Below are 18,916 nucleotides of genomic sequence, written 5' to 3' on the forward strand. Positions count from 1 at the left end.
CATTCAAATTGTCATCCTGACGAAAGTCAGGATCCACTGACCAATGAGACTAGCTTTTCAATCTCTTCCCACATCATGCCCGATAGCTAGCCATCAGGAATAAGGCGTAAGGCATGTAAAAACCAAGCTTCAAACCCTGTCCGCTCATGCCTGCGAAGGCAGGTATCTTGCGCAATTGAGACTGGCTTTTCAATCTCTTCCCGCGTCATGCCCGATAAGCTCACTATAACAAGGAAAAATATAAGTCTGACCAATGGGGATTGTTTTTGACAATCATGTTGATCTTATTTTGACGTCGATAGGATTTGAGAGATTTTTCTCGGCGTATAGCTTCGCGAATATCCTCGTGCAATTCATACCAGACGAGATTTTTGCATCCATATCGCTTTGTATACCCATCAGCGACGCCCTGTTTATGTTGGTGAATGCGTTGGATTAAATGACTGGTAACGCCTGTATAAAGTGCGCCGTTTTTGCGATTTGCAACAATATAGACGGCTGTGATGCGATCCCAATGTGCCACGTGGTTACCCCCCTGATATCCCGTTTATATCATGTGAAAAAGCTTAGTTTGTATGCAATGGGATTCTTCTTGGAGTTGAATCTATCGTGTTTGACGGAGGGATTATTTAGCGCATATTGCGCTCTTATCACCGTCATGCCCGATGAGCTAGCTCATCAGGGTATCCATCACGAAGCGGTTGCTTGGTGAGACATTGGGAGATGGATCCCCAGACGCTCCGCGTCGGGGATGACGGTTAGGGTTGGGACAAGTCTGTGAATTATTGGGTTTGAGTGCCTGCGTGTTTTTGTGCCAGAGGTTGAGAGCGACATTGCGCTCTTATAACCGTCATGCCCGATGGCTTGCCATCAGGGTATCCATCACGAAGCGGTTGCTTGGTGAGACATGGGGAGATGGATCCCCAGACGCTATCGCGTCGGGGATGACGGTATAACTATTCATAAATATGGAATGGTTCTTTGTCGCTACTCTCTAGCAGGGTGGTGTGATCCATTTTTAGCCAAATAACTCTAAATTTTGGGATGAGTGTTTTTAATTCTTCGTCTGATTTGTTACAACGAAGAAAATAGTAAAATGACCAAATATCCTCAGGCGTGAGTTGGTCTTTTAGCAATTCGGTATAAAAATTTTTCTCGATTGGAGAGGGGAGGGTATTGTCGGCCTGTATAGCAAGTTGAGCTGCTGAAGAGATAGCGCTGAAATAGTTGAATGAATTGTTGTTTGCGTAAGTTTCTTCGCGGGCTTCTTTGAGCTTTCCAACATGAGGCCATTGAACGCCTTTTTGGCCGTTGAAGCTTTTTTTGAATATGTCCACTGCATTATCGATTACCACTCGGCCATTTTTTTGATTCTTTGTTACGTTGTTCAGCGCAGTATCCACTCTGTCTAAAAGTTTGAAAAATGTGTTTTCGATGTTCTCTTTTTCTAAAGCATTGGCAGTGCGTTGAAATTCTTTTCTCGCGTCTGATAATTCGCGTTGTTGAAGTATGATCGTGATAATCAGAGCCATAAATGAAATGAAGGTGAGTATCGGGTTTAGGACACCGCCAATGAAGTCTCCAAATGCTCCAATTTCACCAAGTTTTTCCGTTGTAACGAAGCTAGGAATCTCTCCAGTAAAAAGATAAAAACACCATCGCAGAATGTGCGGTATTAGTGCTAGGAAAACTACTAAGGCAAAGGCAATTCCAGCGACCCAAAACAATCTAACGAGAAAGAAATTTGTACTTTCCTCGTCTTTTGTTGCTTTTTTGAACCAGTTATCCATATCCCCCAACCCCTTACCTAAGCCGCCTCAACAAACTTTTCGACCACCTTTTTCACGCCGGCTTTTTCAAAGTCGACGGTGAGTTTGGTGCCGTCGATTTGTTTGATTTTCCCATAGCCAAATTTGATGTGGAAGACGCGTTGGCCCAGCTTCAGGCCAGAGGCTGCTTCGGGGTCCGATGTGGCGGTGAGGCGGCCTGATGGGTTGATATCCGGCGGGCGTTTTTTCTGGGGCCAATTGCCATATTGGGCTCTGCCATCGGTTGTGTTGCGGGCCGCTTGGGCGCGTTTCCAGCCGGGGCTTTCATAGGTGGAGCCACCAAAGCTTTCATCGCTATCAAATCGGCTTACCCCGCCAAATCCCGCGCTATTCAAGCCATCGGGCGCAGCCGAATATCCCGTTTCCGAGACGGCATCCACATGTTCAGGCGGCAATTCATCCACAAAACGAGACGGCATCACAGATTGCCAGCGGCCAAAAATCATGCGGTTGGCCACAAAGGATATATAGCAACGCTCCCGCGCGCGCGTAATGCCCACATAGGCAAGGCGGCGCTCTTCTTCCAGCGATTTTATCCCGCCTTCATCAATGGCCCGTTTGGATGGGAAAACCTCTTCCTCCCAACCCGGCAAAAACACTTGTGGCCATTCCAGCCCTTTGGCCCCGTGCAGCGTCAGAATTTGCACCTGATCATCGGATTCATTGCCCTGTGATGCATCCATCACCAGCTCAACATGCTCCATAAATGCATTCAGGCTTTCAAATTCACCCATAGCCCGCACAAGCTCTTTGAGGTTTTCTAGGCGGGTTTGCGCTTGGGGTGTTTTGTCGGCCTTCAGCATGGCGGTATAGCCGCTCTCATCAAGGATGATTTCCATAATGCGCGGATGCTCCATTTCCCGCGCCTGCGCCCGCCAGCGTTCTAAATCATTCAGGAAAGCCCGAATACCTGTTTGCGCCTTGCCGCGTATCTCATTGCCGCGCAGCATAATCTCGGCGGTCACGGTGAGGGGGCGTTCCATCTCCCGCGCCACAACTTGGATTTTCTGGATTGAGGTTGCGCCAACGCCGCGTTTGGGCTGGTTGACCACGCGCTCAAATGCCAAATCATCATTTTCAGATCGGATCAGCCGCAGATACGCCATCGCATCGCGAATTTCAGCCCGCTCGAAAAAGCGCGGCCCACCAATCACCTTGTAAGGAATGCCCAGCATGATGAAGCGTTCCTCAAACAGACGCATCTGCCATGAGGCCCGCACCATAACCGCGCATTCCGCATATTTGCGGCCAGATGAGCGCCAGCTTTCAATATCTTCCCCAATCAAGCGCGCCTCAGCTTCGCCATCCCAAAGCCCGCGCACTTTCACCGCGTCGCCATCTTCGTCTTCTGTGTGCAATGTTTTGCCAAGCCGGTCTTGGTTGGCCGTAATCAAATGCGAGGCACAGGCGAGGATTTTTGCGGTCGATCTATAATTGCGCTCAAGCCGGATCACTTTCGCGCCGGGGAAATCTTTCTCAAATCGTAATATGTTGTCCACTTCCGCGCCGCGCCAACCGTAAATCGACTGATCATCATCACCAACACAACAGATATTACCCGTTCCTTGCGCAAGAAGTCGTAACCAAAGGTACTGCGCCACGTTAGTATCTTGATACTCATCGACCAGAATATACTTAAAACGCTTGTGATAATCGGCCAGAATATCGGGGCTTTTTTGGAAAATCGCGATACAATGCATCAGCAAATCGCCAAAATCACATGCATTCAAAACCCGCAAACGGTGTTGATATGTCTTGTAAATTTCTATGCCGCGCCCATTGGCAAATTCATGCCCTTCACCAGCAGGCACTTTATCCGGCGTCACAGCGCGGTTTTTCCAGCCATCAATCAGCCCCGCCATAAAGCGCGGAGTCCAGCGCTTCGTGTCGATGTTTTCGGCTTCAATGATTTGTTTTAAAAGGCGTAATTGGTCATCCGTGTCGATAATGGTGAAATTGCTTTCCAGCCCCACAATCTCTGCATGACGGCGCAAAATCTTCGACGAAACAGAGTGAAATGTCCCCAGCCAACTCAAAGATTGGGCTTCATCACCAATCAATTTTTCAGCCCGTTCGCGCATTTCTCGCGCGGCTTTGTTGGTAAAAGTCACGGTCAGTGTTTGGCTGGCCCAAGCTTTGCGTTGGTTCAGAATATGCGCCAAACGTGTTGTTAATACACGGGTTTTTCCTGTTCCTGCACCCGCCAATACCAATAAAGCACCGTCGGTTGTCTCCACAGCATCGCGTTGTTCGGCATTTAGCCCGTCCAGATAATCGGCATCTCGCGCAGGCGCACTCGGCGGTCTCGCCATTGCGCGCTGGGAAATGGGTAGATTATCAAAATCGTCTGAATGGCTCATTATCGGCTCTTCACGTCTGGGAAAACTAATATGCGGTCAACCGTTTAGCGCGCATCTCTGTGGCCCAACGATTCGCATTTTGTTCTATAGTAAACAAGTGGCAGGAATGAGGAAAGGGGGAGTCGGCTTAAAGCTTATTTATCCCCCAATAAGAGATTGGGAACATCCACCAGGTTATCCAACGTCACAGCGCGTGAGATATCGCTGATATCCTTGTCTGAATGCTCCATTTCCCACACGGTATGATAGGGGATGTGAACGCCCCAGGCGCCCAATTCCAGCACAGGCAGAATATCAGATGGCAAAGAGTTACCCACCATCAAGAAATTCTCAGGCGCAATTTTATAGCGGGATAAAAGCGCACCATATGTCTGCACATCTTTATTGCTGACAACTTCCAATCCATCGAAAAAATGGGTCAATCCAGAGCGTGCAAACTTGGCTTCTTGGTGGAAGAGATCACCTTTAGTAATGACGATGATTTTATAACTTGGGCGCAGCAATTCTAATGCTTCAATCACATTATCGAGAATGTCGATTGAGCCCGACATCATCTCCTTGCCAAGATCAATGATTTGCTGAATACCCTCGGCTTTGATCTGGCCATTGGTGATTTCAATTGCAGTTTCAATGAGAGAAAGCGTGTAGCCCTTTACACCAAAACCAAATATTTTCAGGTTCTTACGTTCTGTTTTTAGAAGAATGTCCCCCATGTTTTCCAAGTCGCAATAAGCGCTCAAAATGGTGCGGTATTTTTCTTCGGTAAGATTGTAATTGCCGATATCATGCCAGAGCGTGTCATCTCCATCTATACCGATCAGATCAAAGCTTGCGTCTGCAATATTGAGGGGTGCATCTGGCATATTGGCTCCGTTTCAAAACTCAGATCAATAACTCTGGCGCATCCGCATTTTAACCTGACGCTCAAAGATACCGCCGCCGCGAGATTGCACCAGTACAGTGGCCAAAGACACAGATATCAGACAGGCGGCAGCGGTTTCATAGGATGAGGTGAGTTCAAATACGATCAAAGTGGTTGAAACAGGTGCCCCCAAAACCGCGCCCGACACTGCGCCCATACCCACAATTGTGAAAAAGGCCATACCCGTTTCAGTGTCACCTGTGATCCAGCCATAAAAAGCCCCAAAGGCTCCGCCTAGCATTGCGCCCACATAAATCGATGGTGAGAAAACACCGCTACCAAATCTGGCACCCAGACAAATTGCCGTCGCGGCCATTTTGGCAAACACCAGAACCAGCATAAATAGTGCACCATAACTTCCGGCGAGCGCGGCGGCTGTACTTTCATACCCAACCCCCAAAATTTGTGGGAAGGCAGTCGCAAATAAACCGATAGCAAGTCCACCCAAAGGCGGCAGTAACCACACAGGAAGTCGTAAGTGTTTGGCAAATTGTTCGCCAGTTTCTGGTGCTTTTGACCACAGCCAGATCATAATTAGGGCAAGACCAGCGGCAAGTAACCCCATGAAAGGCGTCCCTAAAAAGAGAGCCGCATCTGGGTTTTCTATGATGTTTGCAACGAAAATTGGCTCGTTTCCAAAGCTGTCTCTGGCTAGCAATGCAGCAACAACAGATGCCACAGAAACAGGCCCGATATCCACAGTTCTATAGCGTTGTAAAATGACTTCTCGCGCAAACAAAACACCCGCTAAAGGCGCATGAAAAGAAGCCGAAACCGCAGCTGCTGCCCCACACCCAATCAGTGTGCGAACATTGCGCATATCTAGGTTTAACCAAACGGTTCCAGCGCGTGCAAGCATGGCTCCCATATGCACGGCAGGGCCTTCTCGACCTGCTGATGCACCCGACCCCAGCGCAATGGCAGAGATCGCAACCGAAAGCAGACCTTCTTTAAAATTTAAGCCAGTTTTTTCGATACGTTTGGGAAAACGGCGGGCTTTGATGACATCTGCAATACCATAGGCTCGCGGGTCATCTCCCCATCCAAGCTTGCTACCAATCCACAATAAAATCCCAACTAAACAACCACCTGTCACCGGCGCAGCAATAATTTGCCATAGGGGAAGACTAGCAGCAGCTGTCGCTAGATTTTCATGTTTTGCACTGAAGAAAAAGAATTCTCCTGCCATGATCACTCGGCGCAAACCGATCACCGCAAGCCCTACCACAATGCCGATAACGGCGGCGACAACCCACATTTCAAGCGCGATCGGCCACAGCTTTGATGCCGTCGATGTTTGTTTGTTTAGGAGTTTTCGGGCGGGTGAGAATAAACGTTTCATGCTTCTTGTTAGACACACCCAAATGGCGTCGCGTCAACCGCTTGTAGAGAGTGAGATCGGGAAATTTAGTTATAGAGCATTATATTTGGCGATTAATATGTAATACTGATCGGGTCGTGGTTAAAATGTGGGATAGAAATTATGGCATTACAAGATCAATACTTAGAAACAATGATACAGAATATGCCTGATAAAACAGGTAAGTCATTGGAAGAATGGTTTTCCGTTTTAGCTCAATCAAATCTATCCAAACATGGCGAGTTGATGAAAATTCTGAAGGCAGACCATGGGGTGACTCATGGTTTTGCAAACACGATTGTGCATCTATTCCGTCAAAAATCCGAACCACAAGAAGAAGACCCAATTTCCGCCCAATATGGAGGTGCTAAAGCGGCACTTTTTCCAATTTACGAGACTATCATTTCAATAGTTCAAAAATATGGAGATGATGTCGAAATTGCACCAAAGAAGGCGTATGTGAGTTTGCGTCGATCCAAACAGTTTGCATTGGTCCAGCCAAGTACAAAATCACGTGTTGATCTAGGGATATCTTTAAAGGGACAAGCTGGGGAAGGTAAATTGGAAGCTGCTAAAAACCCTGCTGGCATGGTGAGCCATAATATCAAATTGATGTCTGTAGACGACATTGATGAGGAAGTAGAAAAATGGCTTCAGCTCGCTTATGACAATGCCTAAGCGAGCTGAAGATTTTTTGTGCTAAGCCAATGTTTTTAGAGAGTCTTTATCGAAAGGTTTGAAGTCTTCCAAACGCCCTTCTTTGACCTTCGTTGCCCATTCAGGGTCGGTAAGTAGAGCGCGGCCAACTGCAACCATGTCAAACTCTTCGCGCTCTAACCGTTCGATCAGATTTTCTATGTTGCTTTCACCCGTTGCTTCTTGTCCGCCAAACGTTGAAAGAAAATCATTATCTAGGCAAACAGAGCCAACTGTGATGGAAGGTATCCCTGTCAGTTTCTTACACCAGCCTGCTAAATTGAGGCCTTTTTCTCCATCAATATCAGCAAATTCTGGTTCCCAGAAGCGACGTTGACTTGCGTGAAGAACATCAACACCTGCATCCACCAAAGCACCAAGGAATGGCTCTAACTCCGTCGGGTTGTGAGCGAGTTTGTCTTTATAGGCATAAGGCTTAAATTGTGACCAGCGGAAGATGATTGGTGTGTCATCGCCCACAGCTGCGCGCACTTGCTGGATAACTTCTTTAGCAAATTGCGTGCGGCCAACAAGGTCTCCGCCATATTTATCAGTACGTTTATTCGTCTTATCCCAGAAGAAATCATCAATTAAATAGCCATGTGCACCGTGAATTTCGACAGTGTCAAAACCAAGTTTCATGGCATCACGGGCCGCATCTGCATAGGCGGCAACCATATCGGCTATGTCTTCTTCTGTTGGTGTGTAATTTAGATCTTTACCATCGAAAGTGACACCTGATGGACTGTCGGTGTTTGCGTCTGGAAAGTGTCCGCTACCTTCAGCGCGAGCTGCACCCTGATGCCAGATTTGCGGTGCGATTTTTCCGCCAGCAGCGTGCACATCCTCAACTACTGTTTTCCAGCCCGCCAGAGGTTTATCTCCCCAGAAAAGCGGGTAGTTCTCGTTTTCGCCTGCGGATTCACGGCGGATAAGCGTGCCTTCTGTGACGATTAATCCAACATCTGCCGCAGCACGACGGGCATAATAATCAGCCACATTTTGACCTGGAATACCCTTGGGACTGAATGCCCGAGTCATTGGTGCCATTACGATCCGGTTGGGAAGGTCCAGCCCTTTAATTTTGATCGGACGAAATAGCGAAGAAGTATCAGTCATACAAAAATTTCCTTGCAATGTTTGTTCTTAGCTGGGGCTGTAGAGAAAGCGTTCAAGTTTCATTCAGTGAATAGACTTTATTATTCACATTTATAGCGTGGCATAATCTCGACCCAATTTGATTCCATGCTTAGATTGTTGCCGCTAGGGAATTGCAATAAGGTGATAGAAACATATTTTTAAGGTGTTGGTTATGCAGAGATTTTCGATGAAATATGTTGGCGTGATTCTCTCCACCGCATTCCTGGGCAATTGTGCCTCACCCGGCCTTGAATATGTTGTTTCAGAACCCGCATACAATACAGAAGCTGCCAAATTACGTGATGTCGCGATTATGGGTTTTTCTGGCCCTCATGGTCACGCTTTCACGACCAGTCTGGACGGCTTGCTGAGAAATACAAGTTTTGAAGGTTATCCTTGGTTTTCGGTCTCTCCTTATAGCAGCTACGATAATGGATGGGGTGGCACAGTTGGGCAGGCCGTGCGCATGGGTGAAGATCTTGGTGTTACAGGTGTCTGGTTTGGAGATGTCGACGCATATAGTTCATTCTCGCCGCCATACTATGAGCAAAGATCAAAATGTGTGGAATGGGATGGCCCCTTCGATTGCGAAGCGCGTGTGACCTATGAAGTTGAGTGTTTTGATATCCGTGCTGAAATTCATGTTCATGCGCTTTTAGCGAATGTAGAAAACGGAAATATTGTCTCTGATGAGCGTTTGAGTGATCAGGATAGTGATCGCGTTTGCCGCGAAACATATTATTATGACAAGCTGGGAAACAAGTCTGGGAACCGGAGAGACGGCGCGCCTATAGATCGTCGCCATATGGGACCGCGTCATTCTGGATTAGGTGCATTTGGCTTTGATTATTGGGAGCATGAAGATAGAGGCCGCCGTATGGAACGCCGTCTTGTTGCGCAGCAAGCATCGCGTTTGCGGCGGGTGATTGCACCGTTTGAACGCACAGCTAAAGCTCACTTAATGGATACGCCGACACTACCATACACGGAACTCGTCAACGGGTTTGAGAGCGCTTTGTCTGCGGCCAAAGCTGGAAATAACATGGCCTCATGTCGCCAATTTGAAGATATGGCGAGCCAATTTCCAGATGAGCCAGCTTTGAATTTTAATCTTGGTGCTTGTGCGGAAATGTTTGGAGAACTCGCAGAAGCAAGCGAGCTTTATCAACGCGCTGAAGATTTGGCTGGACCAATGCCAAGCGAAGATTTTTTAAAATTATCACAAGGTGCATTTCAACGGTTGAATGAATTGCGCAATAGTCAGGCCTATCTCACACAGCAGTTGATCGAAAGCGGTGAGATTGCACCTGTAGAATCAGAACAGGGTGGCATGGAAAGGCTAGAAGATGGCCTGCCAGCGGGTTGAGTATAAACCCTTAGATTGTCTTGTTAGTCGTCAAGCCGTTTGTTTTCTAGCTCTTTTTTAGCCTTTTCATCGCTTGCTTTTAATAGGTTCTTCTCGGATTTTGTTGCGCCAAATAGAACACGATTTTCTTTAGCTTGCTGTTTTTGAGCGGCTTTAGCTTTTTCTTTGCGGTATTTATTAAGGCTGATTGGTTCGACCATTTACAACTCTGAATATATTTGGTGTGATTTGCACTTGCAGTGTGCAAGCGGAGTTGGGGAATGCCAAGTGAAAAATCAAAAAATAATTTTGTTCCTGAGTTTGGACCCAATGGCGCGGTTATGAATAGTCCGCATATGACGGATGAAGTGCGAGATAAAATCAAAAAACCATGGTTCGGCCAAAAGTTTGTTGAAGGGCGTACTTTTTTTGTACAGATATTTATTGCTATTATGTTTACAAAATACGGCTATGAAATCGCAAAGCGCTACCCAAATGTGAGCGAAGAGCAGGCCGATTTTCTTTGGTTTGCTGCGTTGGTAATTATGACATTGTTTGGCGCTGCAGAGTTTTGCTGGCGGCGCTTCGTGCGTAACAAAAAACGCGCAAACCAAGAATGATTTGCGCGTTCGCTTTTATTTAGCTTGCTACTTTCTTAGCCGTTTTTCTGACGCCAACGCTCCATTGCAGCCGAAATCGCGAATGTCTCGCGGTATTTTGGGCTTCCCGAGGGGCGAGGAGCGCCTTCAGAAACGAGTGCCATGATGTCTGCGAGTTTGTTGTGCGCAGCGCCAGATTGGCCTGCACCAATATAGGCGTGCAATTCTACTAGAGCATCCGAAAGTGTATCGTGGGCACGAATGACGAAATAGGGTTCGTCTTGTGCAAGATCATCATAGCAGTCAAATTGTGATTTATTGGCTTTTGAGCCGATAGGGGCTTCAGTCATGTTGGTCTCTCTTTTCCAAAAGGAATCGGTTTGAGATCAGTCTAGGCTGAAACCCGCAAAATGTTCAGTGCAAAAATTAAGCTTCTATAGCTTCAAATAGGGTTGTCATAGCGTCTTCCACAAGATTTGCAGGTGCTGAAACCGCTTCCATACGCCCTTGGGCTTGAGTGAGGGTTTCATCAGCGAAAATACGCGCCAAAATGACGGCTTTTTCTTTGAAGCTATCGTCTGCTTCGATTGAACCTATAGCTGCCTGAGCGAGCAGATGACCGCCTATAACATCGCCGGCCAGGCGCAAATAGGCCGTAGCACCAGCAAGGGCTGTGGAGCGGTTGGAAGCCATATTGGTGAGCATCCATTCTGTGGCTTCTTCCAGCGCTCCGGCAGCTGTGTAGAGGCGGTTTGCAACGATAGCTAAATGGCCATTTCCAGTGGTGGAGGCATCTGCAATTGTCTTGCGGATTTCGGCAATCATGGCTGTCATGCCTGCACCTTTGTCAGATGCGAGTTTGCGGCCAACAAGATCCATCGCTTGAATACCATTTGTGCCTTCATAGATGGGATTAATACGTGCATCCAGCATGATTTGAGCAGCGTCTGTTTCATTCATAAAGCCCATGCCGCCATAGACTTGCACAGCTTGGTTTGCCATTTCACATCCGCGATCTGTGGCCCATGCTTTTGCGATGGGGACAAGTAAGTCTTCACGTTGTTTAAATTTAGCTTTGCTCGCGTCATCTGTGGAATGTTCGGCGAGATCAGATGCGCCTGCTGCGGCGTAAACAATTGCCCGTGCGGCTTGGGTTGTCGCGGCCATTGAGACGAGCGTGCGTTTAATGTCAGGATGGTGGATGATGGCTGCATCGCCCTGAACACCTGGCGCTGAACCTTGCTTGCGATCACGTGCATAAGCATTGGCTGCTTGCATGGCGGATTCACAAACGGCAACACCTTGAAGGCCAACTTGCAGGCGGGCTGCATTCATCATGATGAACATGGCTGCGAGGCCTTTGTTTTCTTCGCCAATCAGCCAACCTTTTGCGCCATTATATTCCATGACACATGTAGGAGAGGCATGAATTCCGATTTTTTCTTCCAGTCCAATACATTGATAAGTGTTGCGATCGCCCAATGAACCATCGTCGTTGACGAAGAATTTTGGCACAAGAAACAGTGAGATACCGCGTGAGCCTTCTGGTGAATCGGGTGTGCGAGCAAGAACTAGCTGGATGATATTATCGGTAACATCATGCTCTCCCCATGTGATGAAAATCTTCTGGCCTGTAATCGAAAATGAACCGTCATCATTGGGAATAGCTTTTGATTTTAATGCACCAACATCCGATCCTGCTGAGGCTTCGGTCAGGTTCATAGCACCTGTCCATTCCCCTGAAATTAGCTTTTCAAGATAGGTGGATTTCTGCTCATCTGTGCCTTTTACCAAGAGGGCTTCTATGGAGCCAAATGTCAGCATTGGATTTAGGCCAAAAGCTGGGTTGGCACCTTGGATCATTTCCATCACAGCGATCGCAAGAGATTTAGGAAGGGCTTGCCCGCCAAATTCTTCAGGGAAAGGAAGGCCAATCCAACCGCCTTCAGCGAAGGTTTTGTAAGCATCAGCAAATCCAGGGGCTGAGGTGACAACACCGTCTTTTAGGGAGGCACCATTTTGGTGGCCGGTTGGATTTAGGGGTGAGAGAATACCAGATGCGAGTTTGTTGGCTTCTTCCAGAACGGGTGCAATAAGGTCGCTATCATAGTTTTCAAATGCACCAGTTGCGCCTGCAGCATCAATGTCTGCGTTGAATTTTAAGGCATTTTTGATTGCTTCCAACGGGGCGGAATACGGCATTCAATTCTCCACAATAGATGCGCACTTTTGTGCATAACTCTAATTACGATATTAACTTAAAATCCGAAGATTTTACATCAATTTAGTAGATATTACACCGGCTAAACATCTAGAGAAAGAGAGGCAGGAATTGCGCCTTCATGTTCTAATAGCCAGCGTTTTTTATCTACGCCTCCAGCATATCCCGTTAGTTTTCCGTTTGTGCCGATGACGCGGTGGCAGGGCACGACAATACCAATAGGATTTGCACCATTGGCCAAACCAACAGCACGCACAGCTTTAGGGTTTCCTATCTGTTTGGCAAGATCACCATAGGTAAGGGTTTGGCCGTGTGGAATTGTGCGCAAGGCAGTCCATACTTTCTGTTGAAATAATGTGCCGCCAGTGGCGGTTTTGATATGATTTAGTGCTGACAAATTGCCAGCAAAATAGTCAATCAGTGCCGAAGCTGTCGTAGATGGCTGGTCATTCTGTGCTAAATTAAGTGTGAAGCCATTTTCACCATAATGACGCACGAGAAGTTTTTGGCATCTCGCGTCAAAATCTTCCCATTCAACTGCGCGCAGATTTTCGGCTTCATCAATGATGAGAGAAAGGTGCCCAAAAGGACCGTCTATAATTTCTTTAAAAAGCGTCAGCATCAAGTTTCACCATTTTGGAATCTGGCTCTAGCTTATCGCGAGTCTGTGAATTTTCACTCGCGGTTTTCGGACGTGGTTGATGTTTTGTCATTGAGAGCCGAAAACCGCTAGACGATTTTAAGCCCAAACGTCATGGTCAGTTTATGGAATTAGATCACTCAGCTTGCTATCGTGCAGTCTCTATGCGCGACACACGTTTTGACGGTAGGTTTTTTACTGCTGTGAAGACGACGGGAATATATTGTCGGCCTGTTTGTCCGGCGCGCACGCCATTGGCGGAGAATGTCGACTTTTATCCCAGCGCAGCAGCCGCGCAGGAGGCAGGGTTTCGGCCATGTCTAAGGTGTCGTCCTGAAACAGCACCTGACCTTGGCGCATGGAAGGGGACATCAAATACTGTTTCACGTGCGCTGAGTATGATTGAGCTTGGCATTTTAGATGAAGGCAGTGTTGAAGATCTTGCGGATAGATTGGGCGTAGGCGATCGGCATTTGCGCCGGTTATTCTCTCAGCATTTAGGGGCATCTCCTATTTCCGTGGCGCAGACGCGGCGGGTCTTGCTGGCAAAGCAATTGATACGAGATACGAATTTATCCCTCGCGCAAGTGGCGCTGGCGTCTGGCTTTGGGAGTATTCGGCGCTTTAACGAAACTTTTGCCGCGCTTTACGATCGCCCGCCAAGTGAAATGCGCCGCAATGAAAAAGCTCAAGCTGTGCAAGACGCGGCGGCAGGTGATGTGGTGGTCCAGTTAAATTACCGCGCACCTTATGACTGGCCTGCCATGCTGGGATATTTTTCAGCGCGTGCCATTGATGGCATGGAGGTGGTTGTTGATGGTAAATATGCGCGCACGATTTCGGTGGGCGATAATGTTGGCATTGTGGTGATATCCCATTTTGAAGGCAAATCGGGCGGCAAGATTGAGGCAAGGATTAATTATCCGGTGCTATCTGATTTGCCGCAAATTATTGCCCGTATCAGGCGTTTGCTTGATCTTGCCATTGATCCTGAATTGGTGGCTGAACACCTTTCAAAAGATAAATTGCTGGCTCCCATTATTGCGAAAAGGCCGGGACTGCGCGCACCGGGGGCATGGGATGGATTTGAGCTGGCGATGCGTGCAATTCTTGGTCAACAGATTACGATTGAGGCTGCACGTAAACTGGGGAGTATGTTGGTGCGTGATTATGGTGAGCGTATAGAAAATAATGGCGGATATAGCCAATTAACTCATGTTTTTCCTACAGCTAAAAAATTAAGTGAGACTGATTTATCCCATCTTAAAATGCCGCGAGCGCGTTCTGGTGCACTGATGGCAATGGCGCAAGCTGTTGTGAATGATCCAGACCTGTTTTCAATTCGAGCCAGTTTGGAGGATACGATCAAATCACTCACCGCGCTAAAAGGTATTGGTGATTGGACTGCGCAATATATTGCCATGCGGGCGATGCAAGAAGCTGATGCTTTTCCCGCAGCGGATGCGGCACTTATCAATGCGTATGAAAAACTGACAGGTGAGCGCGTGAAGCCAAAACAATTGCAAGACATTGCGCAAAAATGGCGACCTTGGCGCGCCTATGCCACGCAGTATTTATGGTCGAGTTTAGCCGATTGATTGGGTTTTAGTTTTTGCGCATTAGGCGCTGAATTTCATTGGCGTGGTGGCGTAAGCTCACTAAGAATTCACCAACTTCTAACCTAAACTCACTCGTTTCAAGCTTGAGCAAGCTGCGCTCTGTCCAGCCATTTTCTGGGCAGAGGCGGTCCATATATTTATTGTATTTTTCAGTTTCCAGTGCGGTAAGCGGTAGGCGACTGGCTGTTTGCAATAGCAGTATTAATTCATGCACGATGAGCATACCGCGAAAAGAATCCATAATGTCAGGCAAAAGCGCTGGGTCATCTATCCAAGATTTACCCTTGTAGATTTCCTGCATCAAACGTTGACCCGCGCCGTGGCAATCATAAGCGGCGCACCCGCCAAAACCGTCTTGTTTAAGCGTTGTGTGGATTTTGCATTTGCCGCAATTGCTGCCCACTGTTTCCAGATTTACGCATGTTTCCCCAGCCTCTTTGTCGATGGCGAATTCATCTGATTTATCAAAGGCAAATACCACGCAGCAAAGCGCCGCGCATTTGGAACAATCAGCTTCAAGTGAGGGGATGGTGGGCATGAGGATTGCTCGACTTTTATTGAATTTGTGATGTTCAAACAAAATCAGACCAGAACTGCAATCCTCATGCTGTGATTAATTATTCTTATCCAACAGTTTTGAGGTCATTTAGCGAGCCGGTTGCTCACCTATTTTTTTGCGTACCAACCATAGGCCATGAAATTCTGGAAGAATTGAACGGGCAGTTCAAACCCTGCTTTTTTGATCATACTTTCTGTTGCTTGGGGTGAAATAACACTGAGGATATTGCGCAAAGTATTTGGCAAATTTTCTAGAGATTCAGGAGTGGCACCCATGAGTTTTTGTATTTGCCCCCAATTTTCAAGCATGGCGTGAAATTGTTCAGATTCTAGATCATAGCTGATCTCGGTGGAGATGAAATATGCATCTGGTTTCAATAAGTTGTAGATTTTTTTATAATATGATGTGCGCGCATCTGGCGGGATAAAGTGGGCGACCATAATGCTGAGCACGGCATCAAATGCATTTACATCTTCTATGTCTTCGACATATCCATGGATGAACTCACATCTATCCAACAAGTTTTCTTGTTCTAATCTTTTGCGGCAGACATCCAGCATGGATTTGGAAGGATCAAGCGCAACAAATCGCCATTGAGGATGGATGCGAGATAGAGCCAGAATTTCAGCGCCCGTGCCCGCACCCACGCAAAGAATGCGCGCTTGATCGGGAAGCTTGTCCAACACCAGATTGATGAGAAAGTGGATGTCTTGTTGAATGATCGCGAGCTTACTGTTTCTTTCATCATATGCCTGCGCCATGTCAGCATTGAAAAAGTCTGTGATTGGAGGCGATTGCGCGTTGTCCGTCATGTCATGTCTTTCGTGAAACAGAAAAATCTACAGCTAATAGAAATCAATTTAGATATGTTATAACATAACAATTGGTGAGTTTAAACTGGTTTTGACGCGATGGAGGAAGGTGTTTTGTGAAATGCATGGCATAAAAAAGCCGTTCCTCTGGGGCGGAGAAACGGCTTTTTCGTCATGGATTGGGAGATCCATGCGGGGGGATTTAATTGGGGCTTGTCGGCTTTAGACTGCCAAAACTAGAGTTTGACTGACCAGCCGATTGCACCAAATCTTTGCGGGGTGGTTTGTTCTTCAAATTGTTTTGAGCGTTCAACATAGGTGAGGCTGATTTGGTTTCTGCCCCATTGCAGGACGAGGCCAGCTTGTAAATCATGGACGAGGCGTTCCGTGTGGATGGAGCGCGTGTCAGTGTCGTCAAACAGGCTGCCATCGAGGATGTAATCATGGGCGACATAGCGTGCCTCTGCGCCTCCAAAAACATACCAGCTAAAATCATCATCCGGTTCGAAATATCCAGCACCGGCAAGGGAAGGGCGGATACGGGGCGGGCCATAGTCGTTTTTTAGGTCATTCCCAAAACGCGCAGTTAACCCGGCGCGCGCATTGGTGTTGAGGGTTCCCAGAGTGAAACCTGCATTGGGAACAAGGTCGACGCCATAGTCAGAATTACCAAAGTTTGCGAGCGCGCGATATCTGCGATCATAAACTAGGTCAGCTCCAAATTGTTCGCCGACTTGGTTTTCCCAGCCCAGAGGAAGGTCGTCGCTGATGAGGCTGTGAAATTCTTCTTGAAGCCATTCACCACCGGCTGATTTTCCAACTTGGCCTAAACGAATTGATACCTGATCAATTGCGTTTTCAGTCTCAATGAGTGAGGTCGCTTCAAGATATAAATATCCTGCATAGGGATGTTGGTCGGGAATGAATTCTGTTTCGCTGATATCACGGGGTGTGAAAACAGAATGTCCCACAGCAAACCCACGGCGTATGGTGGCTTCTTCGCCTTCTTTGGTGAACAAGTTTGCAAGCGCACTATCCACCCATTGGGCATCTTTGGGGGCTGATAAATATCCAAGGCGGAAACCATTTGTGTAGTTTCGGTCTTGATCTCCAAACCAGTCATTTTCCAGAACGAAATTAAATGTGCCTCGATTGTCTTTTGCGGGGGAAGTTTCAGCCTTTTGAGCAATCGCAGGCATAGCGATTAGGACGCTTGCACTGGCAAGCACGGGCATTGAAAATCTGGACATGTTTTCCCCTTGAAAATTAGGTGGCGTTTCATGTTTCAAACGATCAAGGGAGCATTTTGTTCCAATGCATGGCGTAAAAATAACAAAAGCCGCTCCTCTGGGTGAGAGAAGCGGCTTTGGATTTAAGCGCTAAAAGCTTAGTTATTTCGGTGTTGGGCCAATCATTTTGGCTGGGACGACGATAGCGTCGAAGTCTTCTTCCGAGATACCCAAAGCAAGGGCTTCGATTTTCAAAGTCGTGCCGTTTTTGTGCGCGTTTTTGGCAACTTTCGCAGCAAGGTCGTAACCGTATTTCTCTTTTAGTGGTGTCACCAACATGAGAGAGTTTTCCAGACCTTTTTTGATGTTGTCCAAACGCGGCTCAATGCCGACCACACAATTGTCTGTGAAGGAGATAGCTGCATCTGATAGCAATTTCACCGATTGCAAGAAGTTGTATGCCATCATCGGGTTGAACACGTTTAGCTCAAAATGGCCTTGAGAGCCTGCAAAAGAAATTGCTGAGTTGTTGCCGTGAATGTGTGCACATACTTGCGTGAGCGCTTCACATTGTGTTGGGTTCACTTTACCCGGCATGATGGAAGAACCTGGCTCGTTTTCTGGCAAGGCTAATTCACCCAAACCAGAACGCGGACCAGAACCTAAGAAGCGAATGTCGTTGGCGATTTTAAAGCAAGACATGGCCACAGTTGTGATTGCGCCATGGGCAAACACCATTGCGTCATGCGCTGCAAGGCTTTCAAATTTGTTTGGCGCTGTTTTAAACGGCAAGCCTGTGATTTGTGCGATTTTGTCAGCGACTAATTCTGCAAAGCCTTCAGGACAGGCTAGTCCAGTTCCCACGGCTGTTCCACCTTGTGCTAGCTCTAGGAGTGCAGGTTGAGTTTGCTTGATGCGCTCAATGCCGTTTTCAACTTGTTTAGCGTAACCAGAAAACTCTTGGCCCAATGTGATTGGTGTCGCGTCTTGTGTGTGTGTGCGACCGATTTTGATAATGTCTTTATATTCTTGGGCTTTATCGTTTAGCGCGTTGTAGAGTTTTGTTAGCGCTGGCAACAATGTGTGTTCAATCTCAACAGAGCAAGCAATGTGCATGGCTGTTGGGAATGTGTCGTTTGACGACTGAGACATGTTGCAGTGATCATTTGGGTGAACGGGCGTTTTGGACCCCATTTCGCCGCCAAGAATTTCAATGGCGCGGTTTGAGATCACTTCATTGGCGTTCATGTTGGACTGTGTACCAGATCCAGTTTGCCAGACGACAAGCGGGAAGTGATCGTTGAGCTTACCTTCAATCACTTCATTAGCGGCTTGAACGATGACTTTACCCAAGTCTTTGTCCATTTTTCCAAGCGCCATGTTTGCTTCTGCACAACCGCGTTTCACAACACCAAGGGCTGTGATGATAGGTTGAGGTTGTTGTTCCCAACCGATTTTGAAATTACCCAATGAGCGTTGTGCCTGCGCACCCCAATATTTTGACGCATCAACGTCGATTGGGCCAAAAGTATCAGTTTCGCTGCGTGTTGTTTTGTCGCTCATTTGGGGCTGTCCTCGAATGTAT

Annotated in this window: 19 protein-coding genes; 4 read left to right on the forward strand and 15 right to left on the reverse strand. The window is 47.3% G+C overall.

The window, feature by feature from the left end; genetic code table 11:
- Nucleotides 1–86: 86 nt before the first annotated feature.
- The 6 genes from HBAL_RS16960 to HBAL_RS02120 form a co-directional block, all read right to left on the reverse strand.
- Complete coding sequence (locus HBAL_RS16960) at nucleotides 87–209, reverse strand: hypothetical protein (RefSeq protein WP_015826271.1); 123 nt, start codon at nucleotides 207–209, stop codon at nucleotides 87–89.
- A 14-nt stretch (nucleotides 210–223) separates the two neighbouring features.
- On the reverse strand, nucleotides 224–523 hold the full coding sequence (locus HBAL_RS02100) for a GIY-YIG nuclease family protein (RefSeq protein WP_015826272.1): 300 nt from the start codon (nucleotides 521–523) through the stop codon (nucleotides 224–226).
- 433 nt (nucleotides 524–956) lie between these two features.
- Entirely contained in the window at nucleotides 957–1,790 is an 834-nt protein-coding gene (locus HBAL_RS02105) for a hypothetical protein (protein WP_015826273.1), read from the reverse strand.
- A gap of 17 nt (nucleotides 1,791–1,807) precedes the next feature.
- The gene (locus HBAL_RS02110) at nucleotides 1,808–4,189 is read right to left on the reverse strand and encodes an ATP-dependent helicase (protein ID WP_015826274.1); all 2,382 of its coding nucleotides are present in this window, start codon (nucleotides 4,187–4,189) and stop codon (nucleotides 1,808–1,810) included.
- A gap of 134 nt (nucleotides 4,190–4,323) precedes the next feature.
- On the reverse strand, nucleotides 4,324–5,052 hold the full coding sequence (locus tag HBAL_RS02115; protein ID WP_015826275.1) for an HAD family hydrolase: 729 nt from the start codon (nucleotides 5,050–5,052) through the stop codon (nucleotides 4,324–4,326).
- 24 nt (nucleotides 5,053–5,076) lie between these two features.
- A complete protein-coding gene (locus HBAL_RS02120) occupies nucleotides 5,077–6,453 on the reverse strand; it encodes a chloride channel protein (protein ID WP_015826276.1) in 1,377 nt (458 codons plus the stop codon).
- Nucleotides 6,454–6,594: 141 nt separating this feature from the next.
- Between HBAL_RS02120 and HBAL_RS02125 the strand changes: the two genes are divergently transcribed.
- Nucleotides 6,595–7,149, forward strand: a complete 555-nt coding sequence (locus HBAL_RS02125; protein ID WP_015826277.1) for a DUF4287 domain-containing protein — start codon at nucleotides 6,595–6,597, stop codon at nucleotides 7,147–7,149.
- 21 nt (nucleotides 7,150–7,170) lie between these two features.
- Here HBAL_RS02125 and HBAL_RS02130 read toward each other — a convergent pair whose 3' ends face one another.
- A complete protein-coding gene (locus HBAL_RS02130) occupies nucleotides 7,171–8,286 on the reverse strand; it encodes an NADH:flavin oxidoreductase (RefSeq protein WP_015826278.1) in 1,116 nt (371 codons plus the stop codon).
- Between the two features lie 193 nt (nucleotides 8,287–8,479).
- On the opposite strand from HBAL_RS02130, the gene HBAL_RS02135 reads away from it, so the two are divergent.
- Nucleotides 8,480–9,673, forward strand: a complete 1,194-nt coding sequence (locus HBAL_RS02135) for a tetratricopeptide repeat protein (RefSeq protein WP_174256049.1) — start codon at nucleotides 8,480–8,482, stop codon at nucleotides 9,671–9,673.
- A 23-nt stretch (nucleotides 9,674–9,696) separates the two neighbouring features.
- On the opposite strand, the gene HBAL_RS02140 is transcribed toward HBAL_RS02135, so the two are convergent.
- Entirely contained in the window at nucleotides 9,697–9,873 is a 177-nt protein-coding gene (locus HBAL_RS02140) for a DUF4169 family protein (RefSeq protein WP_015826280.1), read from the reverse strand.
- Between the two features lie 60 nt (nucleotides 9,874–9,933).
- Here HBAL_RS02140 and HBAL_RS02145 point away from each other — a divergent pair, with 60 nt between their 5' ends.
- Entirely contained in the window at nucleotides 9,934–10,272 is a 339-nt protein-coding gene (locus HBAL_RS02145) for a hypothetical protein (protein WP_015826281.1), read from the forward strand.
- A gap of 35 nt (nucleotides 10,273–10,307) precedes the next feature.
- Here HBAL_RS02145 and HBAL_RS02150 read toward each other — a convergent pair whose 3' ends face one another.
- The 3 genes from HBAL_RS02150 to ogt all read right to left on the reverse strand — a co-directional run bounded on the left by HBAL_RS02150 (nucleotide 10,308) and on the right by ogt (nucleotide 13,094).
- The gene (locus tag HBAL_RS02150) at nucleotides 10,308–10,601 is read right to left on the reverse strand and encodes a hypothetical protein (RefSeq protein ID WP_015826282.1); all 294 of its coding nucleotides are present in this window, start codon (nucleotides 10,599–10,601) and stop codon (nucleotides 10,308–10,310) included.
- A 76-nt stretch (nucleotides 10,602–10,677) separates the two neighbouring features.
- Entirely contained in the window at nucleotides 10,678–12,453 is a 1,776-nt protein-coding gene (locus HBAL_RS02155) for an acyl-CoA dehydrogenase (protein ID WP_015826283.1), read from the reverse strand.
- A gap of 101 nt (nucleotides 12,454–12,554) precedes the next feature.
- Nucleotides 12,555–13,094: a methylated-DNA--[protein]-cysteine S-methyltransferase gene (ogt, locus tag HBAL_RS02160; protein ID WP_015826284.1), complete on the reverse strand. Its 540-nt coding sequence runs from the start codon at nucleotides 13,092–13,094 to the stop codon at nucleotides 12,555–12,557.
- A 143-nt stretch (nucleotides 13,095–13,237) separates the two neighbouring features.
- Between ogt and HBAL_RS02165 the strand changes: the two genes are divergently transcribed.
- Entirely contained in the window at nucleotides 13,238–14,710 is a 1,473-nt protein-coding gene (locus tag HBAL_RS02165) for a DNA-3-methyladenine glycosylase 2 family protein (protein WP_015826285.1), read from the forward strand.
- A 7-nt stretch (nucleotides 14,711–14,717) separates the two neighbouring features.
- Here HBAL_RS02165 and HBAL_RS02170 read toward each other — a convergent pair whose 3' ends face one another.
- The 4 genes from HBAL_RS02170 to fumC all read right to left on the reverse strand — a co-directional run bounded on the left by HBAL_RS02170 (nucleotide 14,718) and on the right by fumC (nucleotide 18,894).
- On the reverse strand, nucleotides 14,718–15,269 hold the full coding sequence (locus HBAL_RS02170; protein WP_015826286.1) for a hypothetical protein: 552 nt from the start codon (nucleotides 15,267–15,269) through the stop codon (nucleotides 14,718–14,720).
- 128 nt (nucleotides 15,270–15,397) lie between these two features.
- Nucleotides 15,398–16,102 (reverse strand): class I SAM-dependent methyltransferase, encoded by a 705-nt coding sequence (locus tag HBAL_RS02175; protein ID WP_015826287.1) that lies wholly within the window; start codon nucleotides 16,100–16,102, stop codon nucleotides 15,398–15,400.
- Between the two features lie 236 nt (nucleotides 16,103–16,338).
- The gene (locus HBAL_RS02180; RefSeq protein ID WP_015826288.1) at nucleotides 16,339–17,352 is read right to left on the reverse strand and encodes a lipid A deacylase LpxR family protein; all 1,014 of its coding nucleotides are present in this window, start codon (nucleotides 17,350–17,352) and stop codon (nucleotides 16,339–16,341) included.
- A 141-nt stretch (nucleotides 17,353–17,493) separates the two neighbouring features.
- Nucleotides 17,494–18,894 (reverse strand): class II fumarate hydratase, encoded by a 1,401-nt coding sequence (fumC, locus tag HBAL_RS02185; RefSeq protein WP_015826289.1) that lies wholly within the window; start codon nucleotides 18,892–18,894, stop codon nucleotides 17,494–17,496.
- Nucleotides 18,895–18,916: the final 22 nt, after the last annotated feature.

The organism is Hirschia baltica ATCC 49814 (assembly GCF_000023785.1).
GTDB classification, from domain to species: domain Bacteria; phylum Pseudomonadota; class Alphaproteobacteria; order Caulobacterales; family Hyphomonadaceae; genus Hirschia; species Hirschia baltica.